This window comes from Streptomyces sp. NPDC004111 (assembly GCF_042874215.1).
GTDB lineage: Bacteria > Actinomycetota > Actinomycetes > Streptomycetales > Streptomycetaceae > Streptomyces.
Window position 1 is genome coordinate 97,820 of record NZ_JBIAMU010000008.1, and the last position, 21,765, is coordinate 119,584.

14 protein-coding genes are annotated in these 21,765 nt (G+C 68.7%); 4 read left to right on the top strand and 10 right to left on the bottom strand.

The annotated features are described in order from the left end of the window. Positions 1-188 precede the first annotated feature (188 nt). The 8 genes from ACFYVL_RS17560 to ngcE all read right to left on the bottom strand — a co-directional run bounded on the left by ACFYVL_RS17560 (position 189) and on the right by ngcE (position 9,724). Positions 189-1,304 carry a sugar ABC transporter substrate-binding protein gene (locus ACFYVL_RS17560; RefSeq protein WP_389245587.1) on the bottom strand — a complete coding sequence of 372 codons (1,116 nt, stop codon included), beginning with the start codon at positions 1,302-1,304 and terminating at the stop codon, positions 189-191. A 121-nt stretch (positions 1,305-1,425) separates the two neighbouring features. After that, positions 1,426-2,649 (bottom strand): ROK family protein, encoded by a 1,224-nt coding sequence (locus ACFYVL_RS17565; RefSeq protein WP_389245589.1) that lies wholly within the window; start codon positions 2,647-2,649, stop codon positions 1,426-1,428. A gap of 242 nt (positions 2,650-2,891) precedes the next feature. Next, a complete protein-coding gene (locus tag ACFYVL_RS17570) occupies positions 2,892-3,770 on the bottom strand; it encodes a carbohydrate ABC transporter permease (RefSeq protein WP_389245591.1) in 879 nt (292 codons plus the stop codon). Further along, the gene (locus ACFYVL_RS17575) at positions 3,770-4,717 is read right to left on the bottom strand and encodes a carbohydrate ABC transporter permease (protein WP_389245593.1); all 948 of its coding nucleotides are present in this window, start codon (positions 4,715-4,717) and stop codon (positions 3,770-3,772) included. The genes ACFYVL_RS17570 and ACFYVL_RS17575 overlap by 1 nt, the downstream gene beginning before the upstream one ends. A 54-nt stretch (positions 4,718-4,771) precedes the next feature. Beyond that, positions 4,772-6,049 carry an extracellular solute-binding protein gene (locus ACFYVL_RS17580; protein ID WP_389245595.1) on the bottom strand — a complete coding sequence of 426 codons (1,278 nt, stop codon included), beginning with the start codon at positions 6,047-6,049 and terminating at the stop codon, positions 4,772-4,774. A 205-nt stretch (positions 6,050-6,254) separates the two neighbouring features. Further along, a complete protein-coding gene (locus ACFYVL_RS17585) occupies positions 6,255-7,163 on the bottom strand; it encodes a carbohydrate ABC transporter permease (protein ID WP_389245597.1) in 909 nt (302 codons plus the stop codon). Between the two features lie 23 nt (positions 7,164-7,186). Beyond that, positions 7,187-8,191, bottom strand: a complete 1,005-nt coding sequence (locus ACFYVL_RS17590; RefSeq protein ID WP_389245599.1) for a carbohydrate ABC transporter permease — start codon at positions 8,189-8,191, stop codon at positions 7,187-7,189. 102 nt (positions 8,192-8,293) lie between these two features. Then, entirely contained in the window at positions 8,294-9,724 is a 1,431-nt protein-coding gene (ngcE, locus tag ACFYVL_RS17595; protein WP_389245601.1) for an N-acetylglucosamine/diacetylchitobiose ABC transporter substrate-binding protein, read from the bottom strand. 428 nt (positions 9,725-10,152) lie between these two features. Between ngcE and ACFYVL_RS17600 the strand changes: the two genes are divergently transcribed. Next, positions 10,153-14,025, top strand: a complete 3,873-nt coding sequence (locus tag ACFYVL_RS17600) for a GH92 family glycosyl hydrolase (protein WP_389245603.1) — start codon at positions 10,153-10,155, stop codon at positions 14,023-14,025. Between the two features lie 168 nt (positions 14,026-14,193). Beyond that, positions 14,194-15,129, top strand: coding sequence for an FG-GAP repeat domain-containing protein (locus ACFYVL_RS17605; protein WP_389245605.1), 936 nt, complete (start codon positions 14,194-14,196; stop codon positions 15,127-15,129). A 76-nt stretch (positions 15,130-15,205) separates the two neighbouring features. Here the strand turns inward: ACFYVL_RS17605 and acnA are convergent, their stop codons facing one another. Continuing rightward, positions 15,206-17,917 carry an aconitate hydratase AcnA gene (gene acnA / locus ACFYVL_RS17610; RefSeq protein ID WP_389245607.1) on the bottom strand — a complete coding sequence of 904 codons (2,712 nt, stop codon included), beginning with the start codon at positions 17,915-17,917 and terminating at the stop codon, positions 15,206-15,208. 476 nt (positions 17,918-18,393) lie between these two features. Here acnA and ACFYVL_RS17615 point away from each other — a divergent pair, with 476 nt between their 5' ends. Together ACFYVL_RS17615 and ACFYVL_RS17620 are read left to right on the top strand one after the other, a co-directional pair. Further along, positions 18,394-19,326 (top strand): virginiamycin B lyase, encoded by a 933-nt coding sequence (locus tag ACFYVL_RS17615; RefSeq protein ID WP_389245609.1) that lies wholly within the window; start codon positions 18,394-18,396, stop codon positions 19,324-19,326. A 146-nt stretch (positions 19,327-19,472) separates the two neighbouring features. Further along, positions 19,473-21,002, top strand: a complete 1,530-nt coding sequence (locus ACFYVL_RS17620) for a helix-turn-helix domain-containing protein (RefSeq protein ID WP_389245611.1) — start codon at positions 19,473-19,475, stop codon at positions 21,000-21,002. 141 nt (positions 21,003-21,143) lie between these two features. Here the strand turns inward: ACFYVL_RS17620 and ACFYVL_RS17625 are convergent, their stop codons facing one another. Continuing rightward, the gene (locus tag ACFYVL_RS17625) at positions 21,144-21,740 is read right to left on the bottom strand and encodes a TetR/AcrR family transcriptional regulator (protein WP_389245613.1); all 597 of its coding nucleotides are present in this window, start codon (positions 21,738-21,740) and stop codon (positions 21,144-21,146) included. Between the last annotated feature and the right edge of the window lie 25 nt (positions 21,741-21,765).

Consider the following 21,765-nt stretch of genomic DNA (forward strand, 5'->3'; position numbering starts at 1 on the left):
CGGACAGGTTAATCATCCCCTCCGCCGCCTGCCGGGGGGGGGGGGGGGGGGGGGGCCCGGGGGGGGCCGGGGGGGGGGGGGGGGGGGGCGCCGGGGGCCCCCCCGGGGGGGGGGGGGGCCACCGCACCTCTCGGTACGGGGCGGCCGGGTGTGCGGGGGCGCTCCGACTCACGTACCAGAAGCGGGAGTTACTTGATACCCGCCGCGTCGCAGGCCTTCTTGTACTCCGGCGTGCAGATCTCGGACGCCTTGTAGACCTTGTCCTTGATCAGCGTGTCGTCGATGTTGTCCTTGGTGACGATCTGCGCGTCGTACAGCTTGGACGGGGTGCCCTTGAACTCTCCGGAGATGCTGTCCACCTTGAGCGGCGCGAGGTCGTCGAACTTCTCGCCCTTGAGGATCCGCACCGCGATCTCGGCGGTGGTCTCGGCCTCCGGCTTGATCTGCTTGTAGATCGAGAAGGACTGGGCGCCGGACAGGATGCGCTGGAGACCGGCGAGCTCGGAGTCCTGGCCGCCGACCGGGACCTTGACGCCCTGCTTGTTCAGTGCGGTGATGATGCCGCCGGCCATGCCGTCGTTGGCCGAGTAGACGCCCTGGAAGCCGTCCTTGCCGAGCGAGTCGATGGCGGCACCCATCTTCTTGTTCGCCTCGTCCGGGGACCAGTCCGGGATGTCCTGGGAGTAGACGATCTTCTTCGTCTCCTTCTTCAGGACCTCCTCGGCGCCCTTCTTGAAGAAGCCGGCGTTCGGGTCGGTCGGGGACCCGTTGATCATGACGACGTTGGAGTCCTTGGCCTTCGCGCCCAGGGCCTTGACCAGGGCCTGGCCCTGGAGGGTGCCGATCTTCTCGTTGTCGTAGCTGACGTACGCGGAGATCGGGCCCTCGGTGAGGCGGTCGTACGCGACGACCTTGACGCCCTGCTTGGCCGCCTGGGTGATCCACGCCTTGGGGGCCTTGAAGTCGACGGCGTCGAAGATGATCACCTTGACGCCCTGCGTGACGAGCGCGTCGAACTGCTTCTTCTGCGTCTCGATGTCCTGCGCGGCGTTGTTGTACTTGACCTCGCAGTCCGCGCAGAGTTCCTTGATCTTCGCCTCCATGATGGGGCGGTCGAAGGTCTCGTAGCGGGTGGTCTTGTTCTCCGGCAGCAGCAGGCCGATGGTCTTGCCCAGGCTGCCGCTGCCGCCCTTCGTGCCACCGTCACCCTTGTCGCTCTCGCCCGCCTTGCCGCAGGCGGAGAGCGAGACGGCCATGGAGATCGCGGCCGTGGCTATGACGACGCGACGCGTCATTGCGTTCATGTGGATTGCCTCCCTGACGAGGCCGCGTCGTTGCGGCCGAGGTGTCGAGAAGTCAACTCGCGCGTCGCCATAGCGTCAAGGAGTAAACCCTTAACGAGATAACAACGGTGCCATTCGTTATCTAAGTGAAGGCGGGGGCCGAACGCTCGTCCGTGGCAGCCGAGTTGGCCGCTCGGGACGTGTCGAGAAGCGTGGAATCTCCCATTTCGCTCAGCACCAGAGCGAGCGCGCCGAGCACCTCCGCACGGCCGCCGAGCGCCCCCGGCAGCACGCTCAGCTGCCGCGCCGCACTCGGGATCGCGTACCGCGACACCGAGTCGCGGATCGGGCCGAGCACCAGCTCACCGGCCTCGGCGAGATCACCGCCGAGGACGACCCGGCTGGGATTGAGCAGATTGCACAGGTTCGCCACCCCGCTGCCGATGTGCCGGCCGACGTCCGCGATCACCCGGCGGCAGCCCGGGTCGCCGTCCTTGGCGAGCCGCACGACGCGCTCCATGGTCAGGTCCGGGCCGTGGCCCGGCATCAGCAGCGGCAGCACGTAACGGGCCGCCGTGAAGGTCTCCAGGCAGCCGCGGTTGCCGCAGCGGCAGACCGGGCCCGACTCGTCGAGGGTGATGTGCCCGATCTCGCCCGCCGTGCCGCCGGGCCCGCGGTAGACCCGGCCGTCTATCACCAGACCCGCGCCGACACCGCTGGCGACCTTGATGTACGCGAGGTCCTTCACCCCGCGCCCGGCGCCCCACACCAGCTCGCCCAGCGCACCGAGGTTGGCGTCGTTGTCCACGTACACCGGAACCCCGAGCCGCGCCGAGAGCTCCTCGCTCGGGTTGATGCCCTGCCAGCCCGGCAGGATCGCCGTGGAGCCCAGCCGCCCGGACTCCACGTCGATGGGGCCCGGCACGCCCAGACCGACGCCGATGACCTTGTCCTGGGTGATCCCGGTGGCCCCGATCAGCCGCTTCACCAGCTGTTCCGCCCGGTCGAAGCCCTGGGCCGCGGAGGCGTCGACGTCCAGCGGCTCGGACTCCTCGGCGAGTACCTGGTGGGCCAGGTTGCCGACCGCCACCCGCAGGTGGGTGTGGCCGAAGTCGACGCCGATGACGACGCCCGCGTCACCGCTCAGGGACACGCTGCGGGCCCGGCGCCCGCCCGCCGAGGTCGGGGTGACCTCGACCGTCCCGCCGTCCTTCAGCTCGCGCACGATGTTGGAGACCGTGGCCGCGGAGAGACCGGTGCTTCTCGCGATCTCCGCCTGGGTCAGCGAGCCCGCCATGCGCACCGCGCGCACGACCCGCTCCAGGTTGGCCCGGTGCAAAGAGGTCTGCGACCCCGGAGTCTCCATCGACTCATCCACTCCTGATCCCGGCGGACGGCACGACGGCCGTCCGCTCCGGGGCCGCGCCTGTGGGGCCCCGCCGTTCTTCCAACATGTGAACCCTAAGCAGAGACTTTGCCGCCCGCTCCCGTCAAGGCCTGGACCGAAGAGCTTGCGCCGCGCTCCCCCGTTCACCTCCCGCACACACAAAAGCGCCTGCCGACCGTGGTCGACAGGCGCTTGGTCGCGTACGCGCGGGGTCTCGGGCCCTACTTGACCGATCCCGCGGTCAGTCCGGACACCACGTGCCGCTCGATGAACGCGAACAGGACGACGACCGGCACGATCGCCACCACGGACGCGGCGAAGAGGTAGTTCCACTGCACCGTGTAGGCACCGATGAAGTTGTTGATGCCCACCGTCAGCGGCTGGCTCGCCGGGTCGGTGGTGAGGGTCAGCCCCATCGCGAACTCGTTCCACGTCGTGATGAACGTGAAGATGAGCGCGGTCACCACGCCGGGCAGCGCCAGCGGCAGCGTCACCCGGATCATCGCGCCGAACCTGCTGGTGCCGTCCACCATCGCCGCCTCCTCCAGCTCCGCCGGAATGGAGCCGATGTAGGCGGTCAGGATCCACACCGCGAAGGCGAGGTTGAACGCCGCGTTGGTGATGATCAGCGTCCAGACCGAGTTCAGCATGCCCAGCTGGAAGAACTCCCGGTACAGACCGATCAGCAGCGCCGTCGGCTGGAACATCTGGGTGACCAGCACCAGCAGCAGGAAGAACTTCCGCCCCCGGAACTTCATCCGCGCCGTGTAGTACGCGGCCGGCAGCGCCACCAGCAGCACCAGCACCGTCGCGCCGCCCGCGACCAGCAGCGTCACCTGGAGGTTCTGGCCGAGCGTGGAGTCCTTCCAGACGTTGACGAAGTTCGCCCACTCGAAGCTGCTCGGCAGATAGGTGCGGTCGCGCAGCTCCGACTTCGGACGCAGCGCGGTGATGATCATTTCGAGGTACGGGGCCAGGAAGAGCGCGGCCAGACCCCAGGCGACGACGGCGATCACCAGGGTGCGCGGCTTGAAGGTGCGCTTGGGGGGCCTGAGAGAGGGCCCCGTCGTCTTCGGCCGGGCGGCCGTAGCGGTGGCCATCAGTCCTCCTCGTTCCAGCGGCTGACCTTCAGGAAGATCAGCACGAGCACCACGACCAGCACGAAGTTGACGACCGACATGGCCGCCGACTCCCCGAGGTCGGTCTCCTTCAGCTTGTACATGAACACCATCGACGTGGAGGTGTCGTAGCCGGGACCGCCCTGGGTCATGGCCCAGATGATCGGGAAGGAGTTGAAGACGTTGATCAGGTTGATGACCACGCCGATCAGGAACGCCGGACGCAGCATCGGCAGGGTGATGTGCCGGTACGTCTGCCAGGTCCCCGCACCGTCGATGCGCGAGGCCTCGTAGACCTCACCGGGAATGGTCTGGAGCCCGGCGAGCAGCGTGTAGGTGGTGAAGGGCAGCGACACGAAGACGGCGACGGCCATCATCCACGGCCAGGCGGTGGACGAGTCGCCCAGCCAGTCCTTGGGCCCGTCGATCAGCCCGAGGTCCATCATCAGCGTGTTCAGCACGCCGGCCGTCTGGTTGAGCATCCACTTGAAGCCGACGGCGGTCATCAGCACGGAGGCCGCCCAGGGGGCGATCAGCGCCCACCGGGTGATCGTGCGGCCGGGGAACTTCTGGTTGAAGAGCTGGGCGAGGGCCAGCGACAGAAGCATCGTGAAGGCCACGACGACGACCGTCCAGATCACCGTCCACAGCAGGACGGCGCCGAGGTCGGTCTCCTCGAAGAGCTTCTTGTACTTGTCGGTCCCGGCGCTGCCGCGCACCTTGCCGGAGACGGAGATGTTCAGGAACGACGTGCGGATCAGCTCGACGACCGGCCAGACGACCACGAAGAGGATCAGCAGGATGACGGGCGCAATCCAGGGCAGCGGGCCGAGCCTGGCCAGTCCGCTGCGGCGGCTCACCGGCCTGGGCGCGCGCCCGCCCCGTCCCCCGCCGGTCTCGGCGGGGGACGGAGGGGCCTTGAGTGACACGGTTTCTCCTGGGAGAGGGTGCGAGGTACGAGCTGAACGGGCTTGTGCCGCGCCTTACTTGGCGTTCTTGGCCGCGTCCTCGGCCTTCTTCTGCAGGTCGTCCAGGACCGTCTTCGGGTCCTCGCTGGCGGCCTTGCCACCGGTCTTCTTGATCTCGGCGGAGATGACGTCCCAGGCGGTGTCGTTGACCGGGTAGAACTTCGCCGTCGGCAGCGCCTCGAAGAAGGGCTTCAGCGACTCGTGCTTCGGGTTGGCCTTCATCTCGGCGACCGCGTCGGTGGTGACCGGCATGAAGTTGTACATCTCGGCGAACGCCACCAGGTTCTTCTTGGTGTACGTGAAGTCGAGGAACTTCTTCACCGCTTCCTTCTCGGCCTTGCCGTCCTTGAACGCCATGGTCCAGTCGGCGACACCGAGGGTGTTCTGCAGCGGTCCGGTCTTGCCGGGGATGGTGGTGACGCCGTAGTCGACCTTGCCCTCCTGGGCCATCTGGACGACGCTCGGGTGACCGTTCATCATGCCGACCTTGCCGCCCGCGAAGTCGGCGAAGGCCGTCTTGCGGTCGGTGGAGGCGGGGTTGGGGTAGGTGAGACCGGGCTTGACCAGGTTGTCCTGGAGCCACTTGAAGGTCTCGATGTTCTGCGGGCTGTTGATCGTGTACTTGCCGCCGGCGTCGGTGTAGCCGCCGCCGTTGCCCATCTCCCACATCATGCTCTCGCCCTGGGCCTCCTCGGGGCCGAGCGGGAGGGCGTAGGGGGTGTCCGCGGCCTTCTTGTCCTTGATCTTCTTCGCGGCCTCGGCGACCTCGGCCCAGGTGGTCGGCGGCTTGGTGATGCCGGCCGCCTTGAAGACCGTCTTGTTGTAGAAGAGCACCCGGCTGGAGGAGACCCACGGGATGCCGTACGCGGCGCCCTTGACCTCGCCCGCCTTGGCGAACGCGGGGACGATGTTGGCCTTGGTGGCCGGGGAGAGCACGTCGTCGACCTTGTAGAGCAGGTCGTCGGCGACCTTGTCCGCGTAGCCGCCGGTCTGCAGGATGTCGGGCTCGTTGCCCGCCTGGACCATGCTGGTGACGCTCTTGTCGATGTCGTTCCAGTTGATGATCTGGACATCGACCTTGTAGCCGGCGTTGGCCGCCTCGAAGTCCTTGGCGACCTTGTCCCAGAAGATCTTCGAGGCGTTGGAGGCCTTGTCGCCGTAGTCGGCGGCGACGACCTTGATGGTCTTGCCCTTGCCCTCGCCGCCGCCACCGTCACCGTCGCCACCGCAGGCGGTGAGCCCCAGTGCCATCACGAGCGTTGCCGCACCGGTGGCGATAACCCGATTCCTCATGCTGTCCAACCCTTCGACATCAGCGTCGATTTGCAGTCTCGTCCCGGGGTCGGCCCCGGACCCACCGGCCCGGGTGAAGATCTCCCCGCAGCGCCGTGGCGCAGACACTACTCAGCCTCCGCGAAGACGCAACAGGCCTAGACCACTTTCGTGTCCAAGCCGAAATGAGGCTTCAAAAGGGTTCCTGCACAAGTCGCCCGGAGGCCTACTTGAGGGCACCCGCGGTGAGGCCCGCCTGCACCTGGCGCTGGAACACCGCGTACACCACGAGCACCGGGACCATGGCGATCGTCAGGCCCGCGAAGAGCGCTCCCCAGTCGCCCCGGTAGCCCTGGGCGATGGCGAGCGAGGCCAGGCCCTGCGGCAGCACGTAACTCGTCTCGTTCTCGCTGTTGAGCAGCAGCGGCAGCAGGTACTGGTTCCACTGGCCCAGGAAGTTGAAGATGCCGATGCTGACCAGGCCCGGCTTGGCCATCGGCAGCATGATCTGGAAGAACGTCCGGGTGTGCGAGGCGCCGTCCATCATGGCCGCCTCCTGCACGCCGGTGGGCAGCGTGCGGAAGAAGGAGGTCAGGAAGAAGGTGGTGAAGGGCAGCGAGTAGGCGATGTACGAGATGATCAGGCCGAGCTTGGTGTCCAGCAGCTGGAAGTTCTCCATCACCGCGAACAGCGGGATCAGCGCCAGGATCACCGGGAACATCATGCCGCCCGCGAAGAGCATGAAGACCAGCCGGTTGCCGGGGAAGGTGAAGCGGGCGATCACATAGGCGGCCATCGACCCGAGCAGCATGGTGCCGGTCAGCGATCCGGCCAGGATGACCAGCGAGTTGAGCGCGTACTGGCCGATGTGCGCCTTGGTCCAGGCGTTGGCGAAGTTCTCCCAGTGCAGCGAGGACGGCAGCCCCATCGGGTCGTTCAGGATGTCGCCCGAGGTGCGGAATGCGGTGATCGCGACCCAGATCAGCGGTCCGGCGGCCATCACCACCCACAGGACGAGGAAGGCGTGCGAGAAGACGTTGAGGGTGGCGCCCTCGCGGACCTGCTTGGGCGGTGCGGCTGCGGGCGCGGGCGCGGCGGATCCGTCGGACCGGGCCCCGGCGTCGAGTGTCGTCATGGTGCTGTGGCTCCCAGGTCTTCTCAGTATTCGATCCGGTCGCGGTTCCCGACCCGCATGATGATCATGGAGAACACCACGCTGAGGACCAGGAGCACGACGCCGATGGCGGTGGCGTAGCCGAACTGGCCGTCCCGGAACCGCTCGTAGAGGAAGACCGGGGTCACCTTCATGGCGTGCTTGGGCATCATCACGAGGACGATCGCGAAGGAGTCCAGGGCCTGGATGCCCATGTAGATCCAGCCGGTGCGCACGGTGTCCCAGATCAGCGGCAGCGTGACCTTGAAGAAGGTGGTGCCGCGGCCCGCCCCGTCGAGCAGGGCGGCCTCGTAGATGTCCTTGGGGATGGCGCCCATCGCCGCCGAGAACAGCACCACGTAGAAGCCGACGAAGCTCCAGCAGATGACCGTCAGCACCGCGATCAGGGCGAGGCTGTACTCGCCGCCCAGCCAGGCGGGCCCCTTGATGCCGAGGGAGTTCAGGCCGCCGTTGAGCAGACCGCTGTTGGTGTTGAAGACCCGGCCCCAGACCACCGCGATGATCGCGACGGAGAGGACCTGCGGGAAGAAGTAGACGACCTTGTAGAACGAGGAGCCGGCGACGCCCGCGATGGCCTGGCCCTTACGGTGCCGGCCGCCCGCGGTGATCATGTAGGCGAAGAACATGCCCAGGATCAGGGTGATGACCGGGGCGATCACCAGCAGCGTGAGGCTGGTGGTGACCGAGTCCCAGAACCGCTCGTCGTTCCACATCTTGACGTAGTTGTCGAAGCCGATGAAATTCGCGATCGGCCCGCCCGCCCAGTCGGTGAACGAGTAGTAAATCGCCTGAATGAAGGGCGAGATGACGAACAGCGCGTAGAAGGCAAGCGGAATCGCCAGGAATCCCACGATGAAACGGTATTTGTCGAGCGTGCGGTATCTGCGGTCGTAGCGCACCCGTTCCGGGGTGAATCGGGGCGGCAGGAGAACTGCCAGCAGGAACAACAGCCGGTTGGGGGGCTTTTCCGCCCGTGTCTCAATGCTCATGCCGCTCCGATTTCACCCGCTCGTACGCGCGCCCGCGGCGCGCGTCACGTACTTCGATGCGGGCCCGCCGAGTACCGGGCCCGCGTCAACCCTGTGTTTGCGTCAGGCCTTCTTGATCTTTGTCACGTCGGGGTCCTTGGCGACCCGGTCGGCGGCCTTCTGCATGGTGTCCAGGGCCTCCTTGGTCGACATGTCGCCCATCATGAATTTGCCCATCACCGCGTTGAAGTCCTCGGTGAAGAGTTCGCCGTACCACTCCTTGAAGAAGGGGATGACGATGTTGTCGCCGGCCGCGGTGATGGCCTTCTGCGCGCTGTCGGTGCCCGGCGGGAGCTGTACGCCCTCGATCGCGCCGGTGACGGCGGGAATGGAGCCGACCTCCTTGAAGAAGTTCTTGGCCGCCTCCTTGCTGTACATCATCCGCATCCACTCCAGACCGCCCTGGAGGTTGGCCGCCTTGGCCGGGACGATGAAGGGCTCGCCGGGCGGGGCGTACAGCGTGCCGAAGGGCATGACGTCGCTCTTGCCGAGCGACGGGGTGGCGCCGACCCGCATCTCGAAGCCCTTGGGCGTGGTGTCCTTGGCCTCGTTCTCCACCCAGGAGCCGTTGGGCACGAAGACGCACTTGCCCTTGGTCCAGGCGGTCTGCATCTCGGTGTGGGCCTCGGTGCCGTCGAAGCCGGTGAGGACGTACTTCTTGGCGACGAGCTCCTCGAACGCCTCGAAGACGGACTTCACGGCGTCGTGCTTCCAGGCGTTGGGCTCCAGGTAGTCCATGGCGTCCAGCACCGGACGGCCGCCGGCCTGCGCGAACATGCCGTACATGGAGAAGAGCATGTAGCGGGGGTGGCCGCCGGGGTAGCTCCAGCCGTGGATGCCCTTGGCCTTGGCCTTCTTGCAGACCTCGATCATCTGGTCCCAGGTCTTGGGGTACTCGACCTCCAGGGTCTCCTTCAGCATCCGGTCCGAGTACCAGTTGCCGTACGCCGTCATGGCGATGTTCAGCTGGTAGCAGCCCTTGGTGCCGAAGGCGCCCATCGGCTGCATGGCGGGCGAGAGGGTGTCGCGGACCTTGACCTTGGGGTCGTCCCAGGAGGGCGCGTCGAGCAGCTCGGAGAAGTCGGCGACCTGCTTGTTGTGCACCAGCTTGCTGATGTTCATCTGGTCGGCGCCGGAGTTGTTGATCACGTCCGCCGACGGATTGCCCCGGACGATCTTCGGCTGGAGCTGGGTGGCGATCTTCTCCGTGGACTTCTGTCCGGCCTTCGACTTGGGGTAGTGCTTCTGGTACATGTCGGTGACGAACTGCGCGTACTTGTCACCGTAGCCGCCGTTGAAGATGTACACCGACAGCGCGGCGTCCTCCTTCACGGCGAGCGGGTTCTTGTCGGACTTCGTGCCCTTCTCGGCCTTTTCCCCGGATCCGCCGCCGCTCGCACACGAGCTGAGGGCACCGACTCCGGGCACCGCGAGCAGACCGGCGGCCGCCGTCCTCTTCAGTACGTCACGACGGTTGACGTGGGTGGGTCCCATGCTCAAGTCCTCGCCCTCTTCAGGACTCAGGCGGTGTACCGGAGTTGCCCCGCACAAGAAGCACCAGGAATGCGCCTCGGGCGAAGGTCCCGCCACCGCGGTCGGTCGACTCGAATGATTCAGCGGAATTTCCGGAGTGCGCGAAGGGGCTTCTTCCACCGCCCCCGTGTTCCCCGTTCCCCCTGGTCCGCAGCCGGTTTCGACGGCAGTGCGGACGCCGATAGGTATAGTCCACTTCCCGCCAACTGGGCAAGATCGAAAGCAAGGTTGAGCAGCCATCTTTCCCTAGTTGAGACCTCTTGGATATCTAGGCCCACTTTTGTCCAACGGGTCTTGTCACAACACCCTTGACACCACTGGCAACTTGGCTCCCTACTGGGGGTACGTACGCTCATGACAACGTTGTCCAAGTAAAGGGAGCCTGCGGGATGCCGCCCAGTCGGAGAACCGGAACCAGACCTGGCGGGGGCGCCTCGGCGGCCCTCGCGAGCCTCGCCGCGGGTGCGCTGTCACTCGCCCTGCTGGCGCCGTCGGCCGCCGTCGCCGTACCGGCACAGCCCTCCCAACCCCCGCCTGCCGCGGGGACGTTCAGCTCCTCCTTCGAGGCGGACGAACCCGCCCCCACCTGGCGCAACACCGTCGAAACGGACGCACAGGGGCGCAAGCGGACCGCCGGTGTCGACGGCGGGGACGTGGCCGGCATCCCCGGCAACGTGACGGACCGGGTCACCGCGCTGCGGGCCAGCGCCGAGAACACGGCGGGCGGCGAGGTCAAGGAGAACCTGGTCGACGTCACCCCCGGCAGCAAATGGCTGACGTTCCTGCCGATGGGCTGGGTCGAGTTCGACCTGGACGAACCGGCCAAGGTCGTCACGTACGCGCTGACTTCGGCCAACGACGCCGCCGAGCGCGACCCCAAGGACTGGACCCTCCAGGGCTCCACCGACGGCAAGACCTGGAAGACGCTGGACACCCGCAAGGACGAGACCTTCACGTCCCGCTTCCAGACCAGGACGTTCTCCTTCGCCAACGACACCGCCTACCCGCACTACCGGCTGGAGATCACCCGTAACGGTGGTGCGCCCATCCTCCAACTGGCGGACGTGCAGTTCTCCAACGGGGACACCTCCTCCCCGATCCCCGAGGACATGCGCAGCCAGGTGGACCGGGGCCCCTCCGGCTCCCCCACCGCCAAGTCGGGCGCGGGCTTCACCGGCAAGCGGGCGCTGCGCTACGCGGGCACCCACAAGGCGGACGGCCGCGGCTACTCGTACAACAAGGTCTTCGACGTGAACACCCGGGTGGGCCGGAACACCGAGCTGTCCTACCGGGTCTTCCCCTCCCTCCCGGCGGGCGAGGACGGCAAGGACACCGACCTCTCCTACCCGGCCACCAACGTGGCGGTGGACCTCGCCTTCACCGACGGCACCTACCTGAGCGACCTGCGCGCCCTCGACCAGCACGGCGCGGTGCTCTCCCCGCAGGGCCAGGGCGCGTCCAAAACGCTGTACGCCAACCAGTGGAACCACAAGGCGTCGAGGATCGGCGCGGTCGCGGCCGGCAAGACCGTCGACCGGATCCTGGTGGCGTACGACAACCCGAAGGGCCCGGCCAAGTTCCGCGGCTGGATCGACGACGTACGGATCGCGGAGAAGGCCCCCGAGAAGCGGCCGGCCCGCCTCTCGGACTACGCGAACACCACCCGGGGCACGAACTCCTCCGGCTCCTACTCGCGCGGCAACAACATCCCCGCCACCGCCGTCCCGCACGGCTTCAACTTCTGGACCCCGGTGACCAACGCCGGATCCACGAGCTGGCTGTACGACTACGCGCGCGGCAACAACAGCGACAACCTGCCCACCCTCCAGGCGTTCAGCGCGAGCCACGAGCCGAGCCCCTGGATGGGCGACCGGCAGACCTTCCAGGTGATGCCGTCGGCCGCCGCCGGCACCCCGGACGCCTCCCGCACGGCCCGCGCGCTGCCCTTCCGCCACGAGAAGGAGACCGCGAAGCCGCACTACTACGGGGTGACCTTCGAGAACGGGCTGCGCACCGAGATCACGCCGACCGACCACGCGGCGATGATGCGCTTCACCTATCCCGGTGACGACGCCAGCATCGTCTTCGACAACGTCTCCAACGACGGCGGTCTCACCCTGGACGCGGCGACCAGCTCCTTCACCGGCTTCTCCGACGTCAAGAGCGGCCTGTCCACCGGCGCCACCAGGCTCTTCGTGTACGGCGTCTTCGACGCGCCGGTCACCGCGAGCGGCAAGCTGAGCGGCGGCGGTGGCGCGGACGTGACCGGCTACCTCCGCTTCAAGCCGTCGGCCGACAAGAAGGTCACGCTGCGGCTGGCGACCTCGCTGATCAGCGTCGACCAGGCGAAGGCGAACCTGGCCGCCGAGATCCCGGCGGGCTCCCGCTTCGAGCGGATCCGCGACCGCGCGCAGGACGCCTGGGACGACATCCTGGGCCGCGTCGAGGTCGAGGGCGCGAGCCACGACCAGCTGACCACCCTCTACTCCAGCCTCTACCGGCTCTACCTGTACCCCAACTCCGGGCACGAGAAGGTGAACGGGAAGACCAAGTACGCGAGCCCCTTCTCGCCGCAGACCGGACCCGACACCCCCACCCACACCGGCGCGAAGATCGTCGACGGTGAGGTGTACGTCAACAACGGCTTCTGGGACACCTACCGCACGACCTGGCCCGCGTACTCCTTCCTCACGCCGAAGAAGGCGGGGAAGCTGGTCGACGGGTTCGTGCAGCAGTACAAGGACGGCGGCTGGATCTCCCGCTGGTCCTCGCCGGGGTACGCGGACCTGATGACCGGCACCTCCTCGGACGTCGCGTTCGCCGACGCGTACGTCAAGGGCGTCGACTTCGACGCGAGCGCCGCGTACGAGGCGGCCCTGAAGAACGCCACCGTCCTGCCGCCCTTCTCCGGCGTCGGCCGCAAGGGCATGGACACCTCCCCCTTCCTCGGCTACGCCTCGACCAAGACCCACGAGGGCCTGTCCTGGTCGCTGGAGGGCTACCTCAACGACTACGGCCTGGCGAAGATGGGCGAGGCGCTCTACAAGAAGACGAAGAAGGCCCGCTACAAGGAGGAGTCGGCCTACTTCCTCAACCGGGCGCAGAACTACGTGAAGCTCTTCGACGACAAGGCCGGCTTCTTCCAGGGCCGCGACCTGGCGGGCGCCTGGCGCGTCCCCTCGGAGAAGTACGACCCGCGCGTCTGGGGCTACGACTACACCGAGACCAACGGCTGGGGCTACGCCTTCACCGCCCCGCAGGACAGCCGGGGCCTGGCCAACCTCTACGGCGGGCGCTCCGGTCTGGGGAAGAAGCTGGACACCTACTTCGCCACCCCGGAGACGGCGTCCCCCGAGTTCACCGGTTCCTACGGGAGCGTCATCCACGAGATGACCGAAGCCCGCGACGTCCGGATGGGCATGTACGGGCACTCCAACCAGGTCGCCCACCACGCCACCTACATGTACAACGCGGCCTCGCAGCCCTGGAAGACCCAGGAGAAGGTCCGCGAGGTGCTCTCCCGCCTCTACACCGGCAGTGAGATCGGCCAGGGCTACCACGGCGACGAGGACAACGGCGAGCAGTCGGCCTGGTTCCTCTTCTCCTCGCTCGGCTTCTACCCCCTCGTCATGGGCAGCGGCGAGTACGCCGTCGGCTCCCCGCTCTTCACCAAGGCGACCGTCCGCCTGGAGAACGGCCGCACCCTGACCGTGCGCGCCCCGAAGAACAGCGCGAAGAACATCTACGTCCAGTCGCTGCGGGTGAACGGGAAGCCCTGGAACTCCACCGCCCTCCCGCACGACCTCCTGGCGCGCGGCGGCACCCTGGACTTCGCGATGGGCGACCGCCCCACCGCCTGGGGCTCGGGCCGGGGCGCCGCTCCCGTCTCCATCACCCAGGACGACAGGACCCCCGCGCCGCGCACCGACGTGGCCGCCGGACAGGGCCCGCTCTTCGACAACACGTCGGCCACTCAGGCACCGCTGACGGCGGAGACGGACATCCCGGTGGCCGCCCCCACCCGCGCGATCCAGTACACCCTCACCTCCGCCGACCGCACGAAGGCCCCGCGGGGCTGGGTGCTCCAGGGCTCCGCGGACGGCAAGAAGTGGGACGTCCTGGACAGGCGGACCGGCGAGGAGTTCGCCTGGGACCACCAGACCCGCGCCTTCTCGGTACGCGCCCCGGGCAGGTACGCGCACTACCGGCTGCTCCCGGACCCGGCCGGCGGCACGGTCGCGGAGCTGGAGCTGCTGTCCTGATTACGCCCCCAAGTAATCATCAATTGCCCTGAAATGATCGTTCACGCACTTCAAATACCAATTCCCGAGAGGTAATTGCCATGTGAAGATGACGTGGATAGATCCTGCCGGAGCCGTGACGCACCCCTGAGGATGCGTCACGGCTCCTTCATGCCCCTGGAGTCATACGTGGCCGAACTCTCTGGCCGTAAGCACGGACGTTTCCTGTCCCGCGCGACCGTCGCGGCGGTGGCCGCGGCACTCGTGGCCACCACGACCGGTGCCCACGCCGCGGACAACCCGCAGCGCGACAAGGCGGCCGACGCGGCCGTCTCCGTCAAGAAGGCGGACCGTGCCGCCGCACCGCGGAAGTCGCGTGCCGCCGCACCGGCCGCCGTGGCCCCCGCGGTGGTCAAGGGCACGTTCGGGGCCACCGGCTCGGACCTGTACATGCACAAGCCGGACTTCAACGGCGGCCTGGCCGCCCGCGACTTCGTGACCGACGGCTACACCTCCACCAACTCCGCCCAGGTGGACGTCGACGGCGACGGCGCCATCGACGGCATCTGGGACTGGCTGTCCACCGGCGAGCTCTACTACACCGGTGACACCGACAGCGTCCTGGTCGGCCCGGGGTGGAACACCTACAACCGCTCCTTCTCCCCCGGTGACCTGGGCGGCGACGCGGCGTACGACCTCATCGGCCGTGACTCCACCGGCGCCCTCTGGGTCCACCAGGGCACCGCCGACGGCCGCACCACCGGCCGCACCAAGGTCGGCACCGGCTGGCAGCAGTACAACCTGATCGCCGGTCTCGGCGACATCAGCGGGGACGGCTTCGCGGACGTCGTGGCCCGGGACTCCTCGGGCACGCTCTGGCTGCACGCCGGAACGGGCGACATCGCCAAGCCCTTCAAGTACCCGACCAAGATCGGTACCGGCTGGAACCAGTACAACCTGGTCCAGGGTGCGGGCGACCTCGACATGGACGGCATCGTCGACATCGTCGCGCGGGACTCCTCGGGCACGCTGTGGCGCCACTCGGGCACCGGCAACGCCGTCGCCCCCGTCGCCGCGCGCGGCAAGGTGGGCACGGGCTACCAGCAGTACCGCCTGATGTTCTGATCCACCGTCATGAAGGAAGGGCCGCACCCCGTGGGGTGCGGCCCTTCTTCGTGGAGCTACCGGCGACCGGCCCGTACTAGCTGCGGATCAGCGAGCGCAGGACGTACTGCAGGATGCCGCCGTTGCGGTAGTAGTCCGCCTCGCCGGGGGTGTCGATGCGGAGCTTGGCGTCGAACTCGACGTCGCCCGCCTTCACCTTGAGGGTCTCCGGGATGCCGCCCTCGTTGAGGCCGGTGACGCCCGTGATGGAGAAGGTCTCCTCGCCGGTCAGGCCGAGGGACTCCGCCGAGGCGCCCTCCGGGTACTGGAGCGGGAGGACGCCCATGCCGATGAGGTTCGAGCGGTGGATGCGCTCGTAGGACTCGGCGATGACGGCCTTGACGCCCAGGAGCGCGGTGCCCTTGGCGGCCCAGTCGCGGGACGAGCCCGAGCCGTACTCCTTGCCCGCCAGGATGACCAGCGGGGTGCCGGCGGCCTGGTAGTTCTGCGAGGCGTCGTAGATGTACGAGACCGGGGCGTCGGCCTGCGTGAAGTCACGCGTGAAGCCGCCCTCGGTGCCCGGCGCGATCTGGTTGCGCAGGCGGATGTTGGCGAAGGTGCCGCGGATCATGACCTCGTGGTTGCCGCGGCGCGAGCCGTAGGAGTTGAACTCCCGGCGCTCGACACCGTGCTCGGTGAGGTACTTGCCGGCCGGGGTGTCGGCCTTGATCGCACCGGCCGGGGAGATGTGGTCGGTGGTGACCGAGTCGCCCAGCTTGGCCAGCACGCGCGCACCGGAGATGTCCTCGACCGGGGTCGTCTCCATCGTCATGCCCTCGAAGTACGGGGGCTTGCGCACGTAGGTGGACTCGTTGTCCCACTCGAAGGTGTTGCCGGTGGGGATGGAGAGGGCCTGCCACTGGGCGTCGCCCGCGAAGACGTCCTGGTAGGACTTGTTGAACATGTCCTCGCCGATGGAGTTGGCGACGACGTCGTTCACCTCGGCCTCGGTCGGCCAGATGTCGGTCAGGTAGACCGGCTTGCCGTCCTGGTCGATGCCCAGCGCGTCCTTGGTGATGTCCACCTTCATGGAGCCCGCGAGGGCGTACGCGACGACCAGCGGCGGGGAGGCCAGGTAGTTCATCTTGACGTCGGGGTTGATGCGGCCCTCGAAGTTCCGGTTGCCGGAGAGGACCGAGGTGACCGCGAGGTCGTTGTCGTTGACGGCCTTGGAGACCTCGTCGGGCAGCGGGCCCGAGTTGCCGATGCAGGTGGTGCAGCCGTAGCCGACCAGGTTGAAGCCGACCTTGTCGAGGTAGGGGGTGAGCCCGGCCTTGTCGAAGTAGTCGGTGACGACCTTGGAGCCCGGGGCGAGGGTGGTCTTGACCCACGGCTTGCGGGTCAGGCCCTTCTCGACGGCCTTCTTCGCGACGAGCGCGGCGGCGACCATCACGTACGGGTTGGAGGTGTTGGTGCAGGAGGTGATGGCCGCGACCGTCACCGCACCGTGGTCCAGCTCGTAGGTGGAGCCGTCGGGGGCGGTCACGGTGACCGGGTTCGACGGGGTGCCGTTGGCGGTGGCCGGGGCGTCGGACGCCGGGAAGGACTCCTTGCCGGCCTCCTCGTCGTCGGCGACGTAGTTGCGTACGTCCACGGCGAACTGCTGGGCGGCGTTGGCGAGGACGATGCGGTCCTGCGGGCGCTTGGGGCCGGCGATGGACGGGACGACCGTCGCGAGGTCCAGCTCCAGCTTCTCGGAGAAGTCGGGCTCGGCGGCCGGGTCGAGCCAGAGGCCCTGCTCCTTGGCGTACGCCTCGACGAGCGCGACCTGCTGGGCGTCGCGGCCGGTCAGACGCAGGTACTTCAGCGTCTCGTCGTCGATCGGGAAGATCGCCGCGGTGGAGCCGAACTCCGGCGACATGTTGCCGATGGTGGCGCGGTTGGCGAGCGAGGTGGCGGCGACGCCCTCGCCGTAGAACTCGACGAACTTGCCGACGACGCCGTGCTTGCGCAGCATCTCGGTGATCGTCAGGACGAGGTCGGTGGCGGTGGTGCCGGCCGGGAGCTCGCCGGTCAGCTTGAAGCCGACGACGCGCGGGATCAGCATGGAGACCGGCTGGCCGAGCATCGCGGCCTCGGCCTCGATGCCGCCGACGCCCCAGCCCAGCACGCCCAGGCCGTTGACCATGGTGGTGTGCGAGTCGGTGCCGACGAGGGTGTCGGGGTACGCCTGGCCGCCCCGCACCATGACCGTGCGGGCGAGGTGCTCGATGTTGACCTGGTGGACGATGCCGGTGCCCGGGGGGACGACCTTGAACTCGTCGAAGGCGGTCTGGCCCCAGCGCAGGAACTGGTAGCGCTCCTTGTTGCGGCCGTACTCCAGCTCCACGTTCTGCTGGAAGGCGCCGGCGGTGCCGAACTTGTCGGCGATGACGGAGTGGTCGATGACCAGCTCGGCCGGGGCCAGCGGGTTGATCTTCGCCGGGTCGCCGCCCAGCTCCTTGACGGCCTCACGCATCGTGGCGAGGTCCACGACGCAGGGCACGCCGGTGAAGTCCTGCATGATCACGCGGGCCGGCGTGAACTGGATCTCCTGGCTGGGCTGAGCCTGGGAGTCCCAGTTGCCGATCGCGCGGATGTGGTCGGCGGTGATGTTCGCGCCGTCCTCCGTGCGGAGCAGGTTCTCCAGCAGCACCTTCAGGCTGTAAGGGAGGCGCGCGGAGCCCTCGACCTTGTCCAGCTTGAAGATCTCGTACGACTCGTCGCCCACGCGCAGCGTGCTGCGGGCGTCGAAGCTGTTCGCCGACACGACAGTCTCCTTCTTCAAAAAAGTGCGCGTTCTACCGCAATCCTGCCGTCACACCTCCGGGCAGACCCGCTAAGGTAAGGCTTAGTTAGGTAACCCTTACCGAGAAGTGGCGACTGCGGCGCGCTGGGCAGATATCTCGATGTCGAGATAACTCTAGTACATGGCCGCTGTTCGGTCATGCCCAGGAGTCGCCGTCGGCCACGTCCGGGCCTGAGCCGTGCGTCACGCGGCCGGGCCGGAATCCGGCGATTGGGACCGGCGGACGGGGCGCCCGGCCGACCCGCCGGGGCCCGCGGCGCGGCCGACGAGGCTCGCACACCCGTCCGCGACCGTGGCACCCGGCACGGCGAAGCACGTCGGGGCACGGTGCATGCCGCGTCGCCGCGCGGGCAGCAGGGGCGGGAGTCAACCGGTGCGGCAGCGGCCCGAGTTAGGGTTTGCGATCACCCGCACCCCACCCCCGAGGAGTCGCGCCCATGTCACCCACCGCATCCCCGCCGTCCGGCCGCCCCCGTGTGCGGATCACCGAGTTCGAGGTGTCCGACGGCAAGGCGGGGCCCTACGGGGTGGCCGCCGGGCCGGACGGCGCCCTGTGGTTCACCAAGGTCCACGAGGGGAGCATCGGCCGGTTCCCCGCGGCGGGCGGCGAGGCGTCCTCGTACCCGCTCCCGCAGAGCGACGGGAACCCGACGGTGATCGCCCCGGGGCCGGACGGCGCCCTGTGGTTCACCGAGTTCCAGGGGCACCGGATCGGGCGCGTCGCCGTGGACGGCACGCTCAGCAGCTTCGCGCCGCCGACCCCCGGGTCCGGTCCCTACGGGGTCGCGGCGGGCGCGGACGGCGCGATGTGGTTCACCGAGTTCCACACCGACCGGATCGGGCGGATCGCCCCCGACGGCGAGGTGACCGAGTTCGAACTGCCGGTCACCGGCGGTTTCCCGTCGGCCCTCGTCGCGGGCCCCGGCGGCGACCGGATGTGGTTCACCCTGAACCAGGCCAATGCCGTCGGGTCGATCCGCCTGGACGGCACCGGCATCGAGATCCACCCGCTGCCGACGCCCGGCGCGGGCCCGGTCGGCATCGCGGCCGGAGCGGACGGCGCGGTCTGGTGGGTGGAGATCCTCGCCGGACAGATCGGCCGGATCGCCCCCGACGGTGCCATCGAGGAATTCCCGCTGCCCGACCGGGCGGCCCGCCCGCACGCCCTGGTGACCGGCGCGGACGGCGCGCTGTGGTTCACCGAGTGGGGCGCGGGCCGGATCGGCCGGATCGCCCTGGACGGCAGCCGCGTGGACTCCTACGACCTCCCCTCCCCCGCCTCCGAACCGCACGGCCTCACCCTGGGCCCGGACGGCGCGCTGTGGGTGGCGCTGGAGATCGGGAAGCTCGCCCGCGTCGAACTGGTGTGAGGCTCCCGGCGCGGCGCGAGGCGCCCGGCGCACGGGCCGGTCCGCGCCGCCCGGACGCCCGCCGGGAACTGACGATCCGACATGTCCCTCACCCCTCCGGCCCATCCCGGTGAGTTGTCATCTCATATCTGAGATAGCCTTCCCCCATGGCAGACGACTACCTCGTACGCATCGGCAAGCTCATCCGTGACGCGCGTCAGCACCGTGGCTGGACACAGACGCAGCTCGCGGACGCCCTGGGGACCAGCCAGAGCGCGGTGAACCGGATCGAGCGCGGCAATCAAAACATCAGCCTTGAGATGATCGCCCGAATCGGTGAAGCCCTGGACAGCGAGATCGTGTCGCTGGGGTACTCGGGTCCGATGCACCTCCGGGTGGTCGGTGGTCGCCGCCTGTCCGGTGCCATCGAGGTGAAGACCAGCAAGAACGCCTGTGTCGCCCTCCTGTGCGCCACCCTCCTCAACAAGGGCCGCACGGTGCTGCGGAAGGTCGCCCGGATCGAGGAGGTGTACCGCCTTCTGGAGGTACTGAGCTCGATCGGCGTGCGGACCCGCTGGATCAACGACGGCAAGGACCTGGAGATCGTCCCGCCGGCGGACCTGGACATGGCCGCGATGGACGCGGACGCGGCCCGCCGCACCCGCTCGATCATCATGTTCCTGGGCCCGCTGCTGCACCGCATGGACCGCTTCAAGCTGCCGTACGCGGGCGGCTGCGACCTCGGCACCCGCACCATCGAGCCGCACATGATCGCGCTGCGCCGGTTCGGTCTGGACATCACGGCGACCGAGGGCATCTACCACGCCGAGGTCGAGAAGTCGGCGGGCCCGGACCGCCCGATCGTGCTGACCGAGCGCGGCGACACGGTGACCGAGAACGCGCTGCTGGCCGCCGCCCGCCACAACGGCACGACCGTCATCCGCAACGCGTCCTCCAACTACATGGTCCAGGACCTGTGCTTCTTCCTGGAGGCGCTGGGCGTGCGGGTCGACGGCGTCGGCACCACCACCCTGACGGTCCACGGCGTCCCGGAGATCGACGTGGACGTGGACTACTCCCCCTCCGAGGACCCGGTCGAGGCGATGAGCCTGCTGGCCGCCGCGGTCGTCACGGAGTCCGAGCTGACGATCCGCCGGGTGCCGATCGAGTTCCTGGAGATCGAGCTGGCGGTCCTGGAGGAGATGGGCCTGGACCACGACCGTTCCGCCGAGTACCACGCGGACAACGGCCGCACCCGGCTCGTCGACCTCACGGTCCGCCCCTCGAAGCTCGAAGCGCCGATCGACAAGATCCACCCGATGCCCTTCCCTGGCCTCAACATCGACAACGTGCCCTTCTTCGCGGCCATCGCCGCCACCGCGCAGGGCCAGACGCTGATCCACGACTGGGTCTACGACAACCGCGCGATCTACCTCACCGACCTCAACCGCCTCGGCGGCCGTCTCCAGCTCCTGGACCCCCACCGCGTCCTGGTCGAGGGCCCGACCCGCTGGCGCGCGGCGGAGATGATGTGCCCGCCGGCCCTGCGCCCGGCCGTGGTCGTCCTCCTCGCGATGATGGCCGCCGAAGGCACCTCGGTGCTGCGGAACGTGTACGTCATCAACCGCGGCTACGAGGACCTGGCGGAGCGCCTGAACTCGGTGGGCGCGCAGATCGAGATCTTCCGCGACATCTAGGGGCGCTCCCGCCCCGCCCTCGCTTCGCGGCACACCGGCGCGCCGTGCGCCGGCCCTCCCTCCGGGGAACGGCCGGCGCACGGCGCTTTCGCGTACGGGGCGCGCCCGCGCCTGCGGTCGCGACGGCCGCCGCCCGGACGCTCAGTCCCCCGCCGCCCCGGCCTCCGGGTACACCGCCGCCAGCAGGTTCCGTGCGAAGCGGACGGGGTCGTCCAGGCCCGCGGCCGCCAGGGTGGCCGGGCCGTCCGCCAGCAGGTGGGGGATGGCGGCGTGCAGCGCCAGGGTGACCGTGGCCGCGCGCTCCCGGGTGACCGGCAGGCCGGCGGCGAGCTGGGCCGCCTCCAGGCCCGCGAAGTCGGCCGCCGCGATGGGGTCGAGGACCGCCGACAGCCACGGGCGGCGGGCCGCTTCGGCCTGGAGTTCCAGGTAGGCGAGGAGACGGCTGCGGCCCGGTCCCGCGACGTCGGCCAGCAGGGCGCCGAGCATCGCCGTCAGGGCCTCGCGGTCGGCGGGCGGCGGGCCGCCCGCCGACCGCGCCGCCAGTTCCCGGTACTGCTCCAGGCAGCGCTCGGCCACCGCGCGCAGCAGGGCGTCGCGGGTGGGGAAGTAGTTCTTGGCGGTGCCCGGCGGCACGTCGGCCCCGCTGTCGACGGCCCGGTGCGTGAGGCCCCGGCCGCCCGCTTCGGCCAGCACCGCCATGGCGGCGTCCCGCAGCCGGTCACGTCGTTCCTGATTCACCTGGCCAAGACTACCCCAGCCGTGG